The 12,621-nt window shown below is 63.4% G+C and carries 11 protein-coding genes and 1 pseudogene; 6 read left to right on the top strand and 6 right to left on the bottom strand.

Translation table 11 applies throughout. The features are described 5' to 3' along the window. Positions 1 to 517: 517 nt before the first annotated feature. Entirely contained in the window at positions 518 to 1,312 is a 795-nt protein-coding gene (istB, locus tag H5395_RS16630) for an IS21-like element helper ATPase IstB (RefSeq protein ID WP_182793659.1), read from the bottom strand. Then, the gene (istA, locus tag H5395_RS16625) at positions 1,302 to 2,834 is read right to left on the bottom strand and encodes an IS21 family transposase (RefSeq protein ID WP_182793658.1); all 1,533 of its coding nucleotides are present in this window, start codon (positions 2,832 to 2,834) and stop codon (positions 1,302 to 1,304) included. The genes istB and istA overlap by 11 nt, the downstream gene beginning before the upstream one ends. A gap of 100 nt (positions 2,835 to 2,934) precedes the next feature. Here istA and H5395_RS16620 point away from each other — a divergent pair, with 100 nt between their 5' ends. Further along, the gene (locus H5395_RS16620; protein ID WP_220495098.1) at positions 2,935 to 3,345 is read left to right on the top strand and encodes an AI-2E family transporter; all 411 of its coding nucleotides are present in this window, start codon (positions 2,935 to 2,937) and stop codon (positions 3,343 to 3,345) included. A 181-nt stretch (positions 3,346 to 3,526) separates the two neighbouring features. Here H5395_RS16620 and rsgA read toward each other — a convergent pair whose 3' ends face one another. Next, entirely contained in the window at positions 3,527 to 4,528 is a 1,002-nt protein-coding gene (gene rsgA, locus H5395_RS16615) for a ribosome small subunit-dependent GTPase A (protein WP_255440765.1), read from the bottom strand. 415 nt (positions 4,529 to 4,943) lie between these two features. Here rsgA and H5395_RS16610 point away from each other — a divergent pair, with 415 nt between their 5' ends. From H5395_RS16610 to H5395_RS16590, 5 genes and pseudogenes are all read left to right on the top strand, one after another. Next, the gene (locus tag H5395_RS16610) at positions 4,944 to 5,153 is read left to right on the top strand and encodes a cold-shock protein (protein WP_182793655.1); all 210 of its coding nucleotides are present in this window, start codon (positions 4,944 to 4,946) and stop codon (positions 5,151 to 5,153) included. 390 nt (positions 5,154 to 5,543) lie between these two features. Then, complete coding sequence (locus H5395_RS16605) at positions 5,544 to 5,939, top strand: DUF6481 family protein (protein WP_182793654.1); 396 nt, start codon at positions 5,544 to 5,546, stop codon at positions 5,937 to 5,939. Positions 5,940 to 6,295: 356 nt separating this feature from the next. Next, positions 6,296 to 6,667: a transposase gene (locus H5395_RS16600; protein WP_370576492.1), complete on the top strand. Its 372-nt coding sequence runs from the start codon at positions 6,296 to 6,298 to the stop codon at positions 6,665 to 6,667. Next, positions 6,664 to 7,013 (top strand): annotated as a pseudogene (gene tnpB / locus H5395_RS19600) (IS66 family insertion sequence element accessory protein TnpB). Before H5395_RS16600 ends, tnpB begins: the two are co-directional and overlap by 4 nt. 59 nt (positions 7,014 to 7,072) lie before the next feature. Next, positions 7,073 to 8,572, top strand: a complete 1,500-nt coding sequence (locus tag H5395_RS16590; RefSeq protein WP_182793652.1) for an IS66 family transposase — start codon at positions 7,073 to 7,075, stop codon at positions 8,570 to 8,572. A 378-nt stretch (positions 8,573 to 8,950) separates the two neighbouring features. On the opposite strand, the gene H5395_RS16585 is transcribed toward H5395_RS16590, so the two are convergent. From H5395_RS16585 to H5395_RS16575, 3 genes are all read right to left on the bottom strand, one after another. Beyond that, complete coding sequence (locus H5395_RS16585) at positions 8,951 to 10,396, bottom strand: cellulase family glycosylhydrolase (RefSeq protein ID WP_182793651.1); 1,446 nt, start codon at positions 10,394 to 10,396, stop codon at positions 8,951 to 8,953. 331 nt (positions 10,397 to 10,727) lie between these two features. Then, positions 10,728 to 12,079 (bottom strand): IS3 family transposase gene (locus tag H5395_RS16580; RefSeq protein ID WP_182793650.1). Its coding sequence is split into 2 segments (ribosomal slippage): positions 10,728 to 11,743 and positions 11,743 to 12,079, totalling 1,353 coding nucleotides; the frame shifts between segments, so codons are not numbered across the junction. Between the two features lie 90 nt (positions 12,080 to 12,169). Next, positions 12,170 to 12,445, bottom strand: coding sequence for a hypothetical protein (locus tag H5395_RS16575; protein WP_182793649.1), 276 nt, complete (start codon positions 12,443 to 12,445; stop codon positions 12,170 to 12,172). Positions 12,446 to 12,621: the final 176 nt, after the last annotated feature.

The raw sequence follows: 12,621 nt of genomic DNA, 5'->3' as shown, positions 1-12,621 counted from the left end.
CCCATCATTGTAGGATTTCCAGTTCGTCGTGCGGTAGCGGGTGGGTTCAGGCCTGGTCATGGCAGGCCCTTAACCCGCTGGACCACTCCAGTGAATCCTTCCGAGGGCAGAGTTCTGCAACAACGCCGGTCGTCTCGCTGATCAGGAGACGATTTCCGAGGAGTTCCTCTCCTGTCATAGTGACACGGGCCGAAATGCGTTTCCATCGTCCTGGCTTGGCGAGATGTGAGATCAGCCTCGGAGAAGCAGAAAAAGCCGGGTCCAGAGGCCAGGAGATCGGCGCTGCTCCTGCCGAGTGACGCATCGGGGGCAGAGGCCGCGCTGGATTTCATCCAGCCCGATACTTGATCCGCACGAGACGCAATGATCGTAGTTCTTCAACTGCTCTTCCGTGATTTGTTCGCACCCAGGAGTCCGGCCAAACTCGTCTCCTGGACCGACTGGCTGTTGATTTCCACTCGGAACTGAGCCGGATTTTCCATCGAGAAGTGAGCCACCTCTGATTATGGTTTTCGGGTCATGCCTGGGTCAAGGCTGGGCCGGTTTCCTTGTTTTTCCGGGTTGCTGAGGCGGAACTGGCTTTGAAGCGGAAGCTGTCATTGCCGGTCTCCAGGATGTGGCAGCGGTGGGTGAGCCGATCGAGGAGCGCAGTGGTCATCTTCGCGTCGCCGAAGACGGTAGCCCATTCGCTGAAGCTCAGGTTGGTGGTGAGGACGACGCTGGTGCGCTCGTAGAGCTTGCTCAGCAGATGGAAGAGCAACGCGCCGCCCGAGGCGCTGAACGGCAGGTATCCGAGCTCGTCGAGGATCACGAGGTCGAGGCGGGTCAGGCCCTCGGCGATCTGGCCGGCTTTGCCTTTGGCCTTCTCCTGCTCGAGAGCGTTGACCAGTTCGATAGTCGAGAAGAACCGGACCTTCCGGCGGTGGTGCTCGACGGCCTGGACGCCGAGGGCGGTTGCGATGTGCGTCTTGCCCGTGCCTGGCCCGCCGATCAGCACGACGTTCTGTGCCCCGTCCAGGAACTCGCAGCGGTGCAGCTGCCGGACGGTGGCCTCGTTGACCTCGCTGGCGGCAAAGTCGAAGCCCGAGAGGTCCTTGTAGGCCGGGAACCGGGCCGCCTTCATATGGTAGGCGATGGAGCGGACTTCGCGCTCCGCGACCTCGGCCTTGAGCAGCTGCGACAGGATCGGCACCGCTGCCTCGAAGGCCGGCGCCCCTTGCTCGATCAGGTCGGTAACGGCCTGGGCCATGCCATGCATCTTGAGGCTGCGGAGCATGATGACGATGGCGCCGCTGGCGGGGTCATGACGCATGGCGGCCTCCCGCGACCCGGGCCCGCAGGCCGTCATAGCGCTCCACATCGGCCCTGGGCTCGCGGCGCAGGGCCAGCGCCTGGGGCGTGTCGATGGGCGGACCGCCGGTCGTCTTGCCGTCCACCAGCCGGTGCAGAAGGTTCAGCACATGGGCCTTGGTGGGCACGCCCGCATCCAGAGCCAGTTCCACCGCACAAAGCACCGCCTGCTCGTCGTGCTGAAGGACGAGGGCGAGGATGTCGACCATCTCCCTGTCCCCACCCGGTCGCCGCAGCATCAGGTCTTGCAACTGCCGGAAGGCGGGCGGCAGCTCCGTGAAGGGCGCGCCATTGCGGAGCGCCCCCGGCTTGCGCTGAAGAACGGCCAGGTAGTGCCGCCAGTCGTAGATCGTGCGGGGCGGCAGCTGATGACTGCGCTGGATCAGGCGCCTGTGCTCGCACAGGATCTGTCCTTCCGCGGCCACAACGAGGCGGTCCGGATAGACCCGCAGACTGACGGGTCGGTTGGCAAACGATGCTGGCACGCTGTAGCGGTTGCGCTCAAAGCTGATCAGGCAGGTGGGCGAGACGCGCTTGCTCTGCTCGACGAAGCCGTCGAAGGCGGGCGGCAACGGCATGAGCGCGGCCTGCTCCTGGGCCCAGACATCGGCGACCGTGCCGGGCAGCGTGCCATGCGGGATCTCGTGCCACAGTTCCAGGCAGCGCTGTTCCAGCCAGCCGTTCAGAGCCGCCAGGTCGGGGAAGCTGGGCATCGGCTGCCACAAACGGGGTCGGGCGTCCTGAACGTTCTTCTCGACCTGTCCCTTCTCCCAGCCCGAGGCTGGATTGCAGAACTCCGGCTCGAACACGTAGTGGTTCGCCATGGCCAGGAACCGGGCGTTGACCCGCCGCTCCTTGCCGCGACCGACCCGATCCACCGCCGTCTTCATGTTGTCGTAGATGCCGCGCCCCGGCACGCCGCCGAGCACGCGGAAGCCGTGCCAGTGGGCGTCGAACAGCATCTCATGGGTCTGCAAGAGATAGGCCCTGACCAGGAAGGCTCGGCTGTGCGAGAGCTTGATGTGGGCGACCTGGAGCTTGGTGCGCTCCCCGCCCAGGATCGCGTGATCCTCGCTCCAGTCGAACTGGAACGCCTCGCCCGGGCGGAAGGTCAGGGGCACGAACGTGCCGCGCCCTGTCGTCTGCTGCTCCCGCTGCCGATCGATGCGCCATTCCCGGGCAAAGGCCGCGACCCGGTTGTAGGATCCTGTGTAGCCGAGCGCGACCAGGTCGGCGTGCAGTTGCTTCGCCGACCGACGCTGCTTGCGCGACTTGCCCCCTTCGGTCTTCAGCCAGCTCGCCAGCTTCTCCGCGAAGGGATCGAGCTTGCTCGGCCGATCCGGCGTCGTGAACTTCGGCTCGATGGTGCCGGCGTTCAGATACTTCGCGATCGTGTTGCGTGACAGTCCAGTCCGCCGCCTGATCTCGCGGATCGATAGCTTCTCCCGCAGAGCCATGCGCCGGATGATGTTCAAAAGTCCCATGTGGATCACTCCGTTGCCCCCCGTCGCTCTCCGACCAGGGGGAAGGGTCACATGGCTCAAATCTCAGTGGAAATTATGCGCCTACCCGGCTCAGTTCCGGGTGGAAATCAACACACAGGGCCTGCTGGCCGCGTTGGGCTTCTGGATCGCCGGCATCGAACCAGCCCTGCTGCTGGGCTTTCTCACGTTCGTTCTGTCGTTTCTTCCCGGCGGGCCGCCGTTTGTATGGGCCGGGGTCGCAATCTGGCTCATCGTCCAGGGCGACTTCTGGTGGGGCATGTTCGTCGTGGCCTGGGGCGCGCTGCTTATCAGCACCATCGACAACGTGCTGAGACCTTACCTCCTCTCCCAGTCCAACGATCTGCCGGTCGTGCTGGGATTCTTCGGATTCATCGGAGGCATCCTGGCCTTCGGGTTCATCGGCATCTTCGTCGGTCCCGCGCTTCTGGCCGTGGGCTACAGTCTCTTTCTGGAATGGGCGAACACACCAGACGAGCAGGCTGAACCCTGACAGCCGACAAGGTTCCGCTCGATTGCATGGCCGGAAGCTATGGCATCGTCCGAAAACCGAGCCGTATCAGGCAAAGCTGACTGTGCGCCGGGGGCTTCGCGCCACCAGGCACCGATGACCGCAATGCTCGAGGGGTGCGGACGACAGTTGGCAATGGCCGGGTCAGGTCCTGAGATCACCTTCAGCGTCGTCTGCCGGGGGCCTTCGTCGTCTTGTTCCCGCGTGGCCCGGACTGGAGGGGGGTGTTGTTCCGGTTCTCCTCCTGAAGCTTGCGCCAGCGATCGACCCGCACCTGATCGAGCGTTCCGGCGGCGACTGCCGCCAGAACCGCGCATCCGGGCTCATGAGAGTGGGTGCAGTTCCCGAAGCGACATCGGGGCGCAAGCTCGGTGATCTCGGCAAACAGCAGGTCCAGTCCGGCGGTGATGTCGCTGACATGCAGCGTCCGGATGCCGGGCGTGTCGATCACCCAGCCGCCACCGGCAATGGCATGGAGCGAGCGCGAGGTGGTCGTGTGGCGCCCCTTCGAGTCCGCCTCGCGGATGCTGCCGGTCAACTGCGCCTCTTCCGGTACCTTCGCGGCAAGCGTGTTGAGCAGCGAGGATTTCCCCACCCCCGACGAGCCGACCAGGGCGACTGTCTGACCGGTGCCGCACCACGGCGCCAGCGCCAGCGCCGCATCCGGCGACCTGGCATTCAGCGTCACGACATCCAGCCCACGTTGCAGGCCTGTCACCTGCTCCCGGTAAGGTCCGGCGTCCGCCACCTGATCCGCTTTTGTCAGAACGATCACCGGCGTCGTGCCCGCCTCATTCGCAAGTGCCAGATAGCGCTCGAGCCGCGCAACATTGAGGTCGTCGTTGCAGGAGGTGACGATGAAGAGTGTATCCAGGTTTGCCGCGATCAGCTGCGGGACCCGGCCGCCCTCGGTGCGCCGTTGCAGCAGGGTCTTCCGCGCCAGCCGCCGGACGAGCATCCAGGTTTCCGGCTCCACCAGGACCCAGTCACCGACCGCGTGATCGGCTGTGTTGGCGTGGACGGGCAGCTTCAGCCGCACGGGTCCCGAAACGGACTCGGCAGTCATGCGGGCTCGATGAACGGTCGCGACGCGCATCCTCGCGAAAGCGGTTTCCGCCGGGTCCAACTGATCGTCGAAGAACGCCGACCAGCCGAGCGCCGCCAAGGACCGAGAGTGATCTGAAGAATGGGTCACAGCCGTTTCACTGAACCCGGCCTGTGCCGGATGCAAGGCCGGCCTTGCACAGGCAATGTAAGGGCACACCTGGCTGGACAAGAACCTCGTGGCTGAGGATGCCGAGGAAATGAGGTGGCCTGCACCAGAATACGCAACGCCCGCGCAGTCGAATTCATGACTTGTAAAGGAGACGGAACATTTTCTACCGGCAAATGCCAAGATTTTAGGATTGACATCAGAGATCATTACTTCTATCAGCGCCAGGTCGATATTTGCTTGCCGAGCTTTGGTTGTTGCGCGATTGGCACCGCGCCCTGAACAGACCTCCCTTTCAAAAATCGCTATCCCCGTCCGTGACGCTTTTGCGCCACGGTCAGTCAACATGCCTATGAAAGGGTTCATCATGACCACCGGCACAGTGAAATGGTTCAACGGCACCAAGGGTTTCGGCTTCATTCAGCCTGACAATGGCGGCGCGGACGCATTCGTCCATATCTCCGCGGTAGAGCGATCGGGAATGCGTGAAATCACCGAAGGCCAGAAGCTCAGCTACGACATGGAACGCGACAGCAAGTCGGGCAAGATGTCGGCCTGCAACCTCCAGGCCGCCTGATTTGGCGTCTGCTTTCCTTGCGCAGGAATGCAACCGCGTTCCTGAGAGCAGGGCACCGATGAAGGTCAGGCAATTTGCCTGGCCTTTTTTCTTGCCGCTTGATGACACGAGCTTTCGGAGGTGAATGGCCATGACACCGACCCACAGCAGGCTGCGCCAGCAGGCCGAAGTTGCCTTTGCGAAAGTTCAGTCGCAGTTCCTAGCGCGAGAGCGAGCCGTCGCGGAACTCGACGATACCGCAGCTGCCCGCAAGGAAAAGACCTTGCGGCTCAGGACAGCTCGCTTGGCAAGGGAACTTGAAGACCGCACGAAGGCTCCACGGCCCGCGCCGCAAAACGCGCCACAAGGGTCTGACCTTCAGGCCAACCCCACGTCAGACAGGATACAGACTTGAGAACCGCGAAAACTAACGATCTTGCCGACCGCCGCAGCGCCGCTGCCGATGCGAAAGCCGCGCTCCTTCGCGCCTACCGAGCCACAAGGGACGCTGCCGAACCCATGCGCCTTGCGCGCCAGGAAGAGCTTGTGACCATCGCCGCGGCGCGGGACGAGCGGCGCGAGGAGCGGGATCGGATAAAGTCCGAGACGCGGGAGCGGCAGCAGGAGCAGGCGCGCCTTGAGGCCGAGGAGGCGGCATATCAGGATGCCGCTGCTGTTGCTGCCAGAGCCAAGGTCGAAGCCCGTGAGAAGGCTGACAGCCTGATCGCCCAGGTCATCAAGGATGATGCCGCACGCAAGGCCGACCGCGACCGCCGCTATGCCAATCGCAAGGCACGCCAGCAGTAGGGGTTAGTTTGTGCGTTGGGTTCCTGTGCCCGAGCTTCGGCATCTGGAACTCGCCACGGGTCAAGTCCCAAGCGTTCACCCCCTCGAACTGCTAGGTGTCCGCCCGCAAGAAGAACCTTCTTCATACAGACGCGGCGGGTTTTACCCCGCCGCGCCGCCCTCACCCATAGGGGACTACAGATACCAGTCACAGGGCGTTAACCGGACCTTGCTCTGTCACCCGGGGAGGATTCCTGACCTGCGGCAGGAAGATGACATTTGCTCCATTATCCGTATCCGTCCGGCGTGACCGCTCTGCCACGGTGAGAGAGTGATCGATAGTGTCCACTATGGATGGTGGACACTATGGGGCGGACGTGGCGCGTCGGACGAAGCGGCTCTGGACGGACGAGGAGAAGCGGTCGATCTGCTTTCAGACGACGGCTCCGGGCGTTTCGGTTGCTCAGGTCGCGCGGCGTTACGCGGTCAACGCAAACCTGATCTTCAAATGGCTGCGTGATGCTCGCTTTGCGCCCGCGCCTTTAGCGGGCGGGTGCTCGCCCGAGGGCGTGCAGTTTCTGCCGGTCGAGATCGTGCAGGATCCCAGGGAGCTTCCTGCCGCTCCCGCCGCGCCGGCCGCCGAGGTGGGCCGGATCGAGATCGAGCTCGCCGGCGGGCAGCGGATGCGGATCACGGGCCGCTACGATCCCGAGGCTCTGGCGCGGCTGATCCGGGGTCTGATGGCATGATCCCGGTGCCGGCCAACACGCGGGTCTGGCTCGCGGCCGGGGTGACGGACATGCGCAAGGGCTTCGCGGCCTTGGCCGCGCAGGCCGAGGCAGTGCTGAAGCAGGATCCGTTCGGCGGGCATCTGTTTGTCTTCCGGGGCCGGCGCGGCGATCTGGTGAAGGTGATCTGGTGGGATGGCCAGGGCGCCTGCATGTTCCTGAAGTGTCTGGAGCGGGGGCGTTTCGTCTGGCCCTCGGCAACGGACGGCAGGATCGCCCTGTGGGCCGCGCGAGCCGGGCCATGCTGCTGGAAGGGATCGACTGGCGGGCCCCGCAGCGGACCTGGCAGCCGCTGGCGGCGGGATAAGCGACCGGTCCGGATCGTTGAGGATTCCCACGTGGAATCCAGTCCGATAAGCTCGTCTCATGCTCGACGAACCCGTCACTCTGCCGGACGATCCCGAGGAGCTGCGCAGCTTCACGACGCGGCTTCTGGCCGAGGTGAAGGCGCAGGCGATCCTGATCGAGAAGCTGCGCCACCAACTGGCCGGGCACCGGGCGCACCGGTTCGGGGCCTCGTCGGAGACCGCGGAGCAGCTGCAGCTGGCGCTGGAAACCAGCGAGATCGCCGCCGCTGCGATGATGGCGCGGATGAAGCTGCCGGACATCGAGGAGAAGGATAAACCGAAGCGTCGCCCAATTCCGGATCACATCCCGCGGATGGAGATGGAACTGAGCCCCGGCACCGATGCCTGCGCCGATTGCGGCGGGCGCCTGCGCCGGATCGGCGAGGATGTGACCGAAGAGTTGGAATACGTCCCCGGCCGCTTCATCGTGAACCGGATCGTGCGGCCGCGGCTGACCTGTTCGTGCTGTGAGCGGTTCGTCCAGGCCCCGTTGCCTTCGCGCCCCATCGAGCGCGGCCGTCCCGGCCCGGGCCTCCTGGCCCATGTGCTGGTGAGCAAATATGCCGACCACCTGCCGCTTTACCGCCAGAGCCAGATCTTCGAGCGCGAGGGCCTCGACATTGATCGCTCCACGCTGGCCGACTGGGTCGGCAAATCCACCGCGCTGCTGGAACCGCTGGCCGATGCCATTGGCCGCCATGTCCTCTCGGCCGAGGCGATCTTCGCCGACGACACGCCGGTGCAGATGCTGGCGCCGGGCACTGGAAAGACACAAACGGCAAGGCTCTGGACCTATGCCCGGGACGAACGGCCATGGGCCGGGGCGGCGCCCCCGGCCGCCTGGTATCGCTTCTCCGGCGACCGCAAGGGTCAGCACCCGAAGGACCACCTCGCCCGCTTCCACGGCTGGATGCATGCCGATGGTTATGCCGGGTTCGAGGATCTCTATCGGTCCGGCGCGATCCACGAAGTCGCCTGCATGGCCCATGTCAGGCGCAAGTTCGTCGACATCCATCGTGCCCAGGCTTCTCCGATCGCCGAAGAGGCCATCCGCCGGATCGCCCGGCTCTATGCCGTCGAGAAGGAGGCCCGAGGTTTGCCGCCGGACAAGCGTGTCGAGCTTCGTCAGGCCCGCGCCGCCCCGGTCTTCGACGATCTCGAGCTCTGGCTGGCCATGCAACTGACCCGCATCTCAGGCAAATCCCCGCTGGCCGCCGCGATCCGTTATGCCCTGACGCGCATGGAGCGCATGCGTCCCTATCTCGCCAACGGCATCCTCGAACTGGATAACAACACGGCTGAGCGCGGCATGCGCACCATTGCCCTCGGGCGGAAGAATTACCTCTTCGTCGGCTCCGAAGCCGGCGGCAAGGCCGCCGCCATCGCTTACACCCTGATCGAAACGGCCAAGCTGAATGGCGTCGATCCCCATGCCTGGCTGGCCGACACCACCGCCCGCATCCCAGACTACAGGATTACCAAGGTCGACGAACTGCTGCCGTGGCACTGGACCCGGTAGCCCTCAGACCGGACGGATACCATTATCCTCCCATCCATACAGACTGGTCCGGGTCTTATGGAAGACTCCGGTGAGCCTAGACTGCAATCGGTCGCGCTCCGGCGCGGTTCAGGGCGTCACGGGCGACCTGGAGGACAGACTTCGTCATGGTGCGCATCACTGCCTCGCTTCGGCATCACCTCCGACGACAGCCAAACCCGATCACCACCCCAAGGTTTCAACAGAGCATTAGGTGCTCTAAGCGATGGCTTGTCCACCGCGTCAGTGCGGCAGCAGCCCGGCGCGCGGGCCGCAGGACTGAGACGAAGCCGAAAGGCTGACCTGGCCGGTCCCTGAGGTGACCTCGGCGACGTCTTGCGCCGAGGTCCAAGGTGCGGATCAGAGCAGGAAGTCGCCCGCGTCCAGCTTGTGCACACCATCGAGCACGATGTTGAGCTCGTAGGCCTTGCCGCTGTCGACGGTGGCCTGGACGTAGGTCTTCTTGTTGGCCTGATCGAAATAGACGCCGAGATCTCGGGCGCCGTTCAGCCAGTTCGATCCGACAACACGGAAGGCCTGGTCCCCCGAGCGGCCGATATCGGCATCGATACTGCGCAGGTCGATGATGTCGCCGTCCTGCCAGTCCTTGATGGAGTTCCACTTGGTGGCTTCCTGGAAGACGAAGGTGTCCTTCCCGGCACCGCCATGGAAGGTATCCTGCCCGCCATTGCCGCGCAGAACATCATCGCCGCTGGTGCCGCGCAGCACATCGTTGCCGCGCGTGCCCTCGATGATCTTCCCCATGGGCGCGGGAGCAGGTGTCGGCACCGGAGCCGGAGCCGGAACTGGCGCGGGGGCCGGCGGGGCAACCACGACCGGCGCGGGTGCCGGCGCCGGCAACGGATCGTTGTCCTGGTTCGCCAGTTCCTTGAAGGCATAATAGGCCTCCCTCGGCTTGCCGGTCGCATCGCGCAGGCCGAAGCCCGGCTCATAGGCGGAGTCCTGATACGAGAACCACATGATCGGCCCGGCCCAAGGTGTGTCCTCAGCCAGCTCGACGGCTTCGCGCAGCATCTGCGCCGCCATGCCCGGGCTGACGGTCACGCCGCTGCCTGCCTGCTTGGCGCCGTATTCCGTGATCCAGACCTGCTTGTCGCCGTCGCCATTCGCGACCATGGCTCCGCGGATGCCGTCCTCCATCATCTGCCAACCGTTCCAGGCCTTGCTGTCGCCGGGCATCAGCGGGAAGCTGTAGGGGTGGTAACCAACGGCATCGAAGTAATCCTTCGCTCCGGCGGCATACATCTGCTTGAGGTAATCGACCGCGCCCCACATGCCATTGCTGCTGGACGGGATCGAGGCGAGGCCGCCGGTGATGACGGTGGCATTGCCGTCGGCCGCGGTGATCGCGCCATGGGCCAGCTTCAGGATCTTCGTGTAATCCTGCGGCGAGACCCCGTTCATGTTGGGCTCGTTGTAGACCTCGTAGTAATCGACGATGTGCCCGTAGCGCTTTGCCGCCTCTGATGCGAACTTCGCATAGGCGGCCTGATCCGCCGCCGAGGAGAGGGAACTCCCCATCCAGTCCGGCGTGTTGTTGAGGATCGCCACGATCTCGAAGCCCTTGGCGTCGACGGCATTGAAGACCTTGTCGACGAGGGTCCAGTTGAGCCCACCGTTCCTGGTCGGCTGCACGAGCGACCAGTGGATGTCGAGGCGGACCCAGTCCACTCCCATGTCCGCGTAATCCTGCAATTCGGCATGCATCTCTGCATCCGACTTGCCGAGCAACTCCCCGAAAGGCGTCGCAATTCCCAACTGTCCCGGTCTTGCCTTGGCTGCCATGATGGCGCGGTCCCTTGTTATCGATCTTGCCAATGGACGGATGGAAAAACCCGGTGCCCGCATCTGCCTGTGGCTGGATGCGGCTACGGACTATCCATAGTTGTAAGAAGAATCAGATAAACAACTATAGGTTGTATAATCGCGTGAAAGGGTCCTGCCAATCGGTTCCACGTGCGACATATTGGCAGGCAATAGTTAATTCTTTCCAAACGCCTGACGGTTTCCTTGACACATGGATGCGCGTCTCGACGTTCCGGCTTGTCCGTCGTCGAATGATTTGGAACAGGCTGCGTGATTTTGGTCTGGAGGGCTCTGGCTCTGTGGGTTGAGGTTATGCTGGCTGGCGCTGATGGATCAAGCGCCGGGTCTGGATGGTCAGTTTCTTGATCTTCTCCCTTTCCGCCAGGATTGCCGGTCCGCGCCCGAAGTAGACGTCAGCGGGTGTCAGGTTGCCGAGGCTCTCGTGATAGCGATGGTTGTTGTAATGCTCGACGAAGGCGGCGATGGCCGCCTCGAGTTCACCCTGCAGGTAGTAGTTCTCGAGCAGGATCCGGTTCTTGAGGGTCTGATGCCAGCGTTCGATCTTGCCCTGCGTCTGCGGGTGATTTGGGGCCCCGCGGACATGATCCATGCCGTGTTGGTCGAGGTATTCGGCAAGGTCGCTGGCGATATAGCAGGGGCCGTTATCGCTGAGCAGCCGGGGCTTGTGCAGCACGGTGACCCGGTCACATCCGGATGCCGCCAACGCAATATCCAGCGTTGCGCTGACATCGCCTGACCTCATGCTGGTGCAAAGCTTCCAGCCCACGATGTAGCGCGAGAAGTCGTCCAGCACGGTGGACAGGTAGAACCAGCCCCATCCAGTCACCTTGAGATAGGTAAAGTCGGTCTGCCACATCTGGTTCGGCGCAGCGGTCTTGTCCCTGAACTCGTCCGCGGCCTTGACCACCACATAGGCAGGGCTGGTGATCAGGTCGTAGGACTTCAGCAGCCGATAAACGGAAGCTTCTGACACGAAATACCTTTCCCTATCCGTGAAGCGGACCGCAAGCTCCCGTGGCGACAGGTTGGGCTCTTGCAGCGCCAGAGCGACAATCCGGTCGCGCACAGCGTCGGGAATGCGGTTCCAGACCTTCGATGGCCAGGATGGGCGGTCGTCCAGCCCCTCCCGGCCATGCTCGACGTATCGATCATAGCACCGGTAGAAGGTTGTCGGCGGGATCCCGATCTGGGCCAAGGTCCGGCGGACCGGCAGGTGGGACTGCTCGACGATGCGGATGATCTCGAGCTTTTCGGTGCCAAGGTATCTCATTCGTGGTCGCCCCCAGCCCTGATCGTGTTTTTTTTGAGGAGACGATTTTCGAGCGTCAGCTCTGCCACGACTTCCTTGAGCGCCAAGGCCTCGGCGCGCAGATCCTTCACCTCGCCGCTGCTTGCCTGACGCGCCGTGTCGCCGGCCAGGCGCTTCTTGCCAGCCTCGAGGAATTCCTTTGACCAGCTGTAATACAGGCTCTGGGCGATCCCCTCGCGGCGGCACAGCTCTGCGATGCTGTCCTCTCCGCGAAGCCCAGCCAGGACAATGTGGATCTTTTCTTCAGCGCTGTGGACCTGGCGGGTCGCCCGCCGGATGTCTTTCACGGCCTGATCGGCCTCGACTTTCGTCGTCACGGGTTTCTTGCTCATCTTCGCTCCATGAAGGTCACAATGAGCCAGAAACCTCCTTCAACCAATCTGCCTAATCCGTCCCATGAGCGCTGACGTCAGACATTTGCATCATGTTGCCGTGGCTGGAACGGGCACAAACGCATCTGCCACATCTCCGAAGAACATTGATTTGATACGGTCGGCATTGGCGTCAGTGGCGCTTAGGGCGTCACCCGGCAATAGATCGACAGCACGGCACCAGTCATCAAGATCGATGGAGGGTGAATAGATCGGTGGCGACAGGCGCACGACAGAAGGAGGACCAAGCAGCAGCCGCGCTTGATTGGTCGCGGCCAGGGACTGAAGGCGCATGGCTGCGAAGATGGCGTCCTTCCAAAACCACATGCCCCCGAACTTTATCTGAGCGGGAGAGACGATGTAGGGGTCGTCACCGGGTAATCCTCCCATTTCTAACGGGGTCCATTCGTAGAACTCATGCGGCCATTTTCAGTTTCTGGGCGGGTGTGATGCCGCCGATGCCCATGTTCGGGCGGTCGTTGTTGTAAGTCCAGAGCCATTGC

Origin of the sequence: Paracoccus sp. MC1854, assembly GCF_014164635.1 — a bacterium.
Classification (GTDB): domain Bacteria; phylum Pseudomonadota; class Alphaproteobacteria; order Rhodobacterales; family Rhodobacteraceae; genus Paracoccus.
Note: the sequence above shows the minus strand (reverse complement) of the source record. Positions and strands in the feature narration are given on the sequence as shown.

Bases quoted from the DNA above. Each gene is read 5' to 3' on its own strand.
- H5395_RS16590 (WP_182793652.1), top strand. From the start codon at position 7,073: ATGCTCGACGAACCCGTCACTCTGCCGGACGATCCCGAGGAGCTGCGC.
- istA (WP_182793658.1), bottom strand. From the start codon at position 2,834: ATGGGACTTTTGAACATCATCCGGCGCATGGCTCTGCGGGAGAAGCTA.
- H5395_RS16575 (WP_182793649.1), bottom strand. From the start codon at position 12,445: ATGTGGTTTTGGAAGGACGCCATCTTCGCAGCCATGCGCCTTCAGTCC.
- H5395_RS16610 (WP_182793655.1), top strand. From the start codon at position 4,944: ATGACCACCGGCACAGTGAAATGGTTCAACGGCACCAAGGGTTTCGGC.
- istB (WP_182793659.1), bottom strand. From the start codon at position 1,312: ATGCGTCATGACCCCGCCAGCGGCGCCATCGTCATCATGCTCCGCAGC.
- H5395_RS16585 (WP_182793651.1), bottom strand. From the start codon at position 10,396: ATGGCAGCCAAGGCAAGACCGGGACAGTTGGGAATTGCGACGCCTTTC.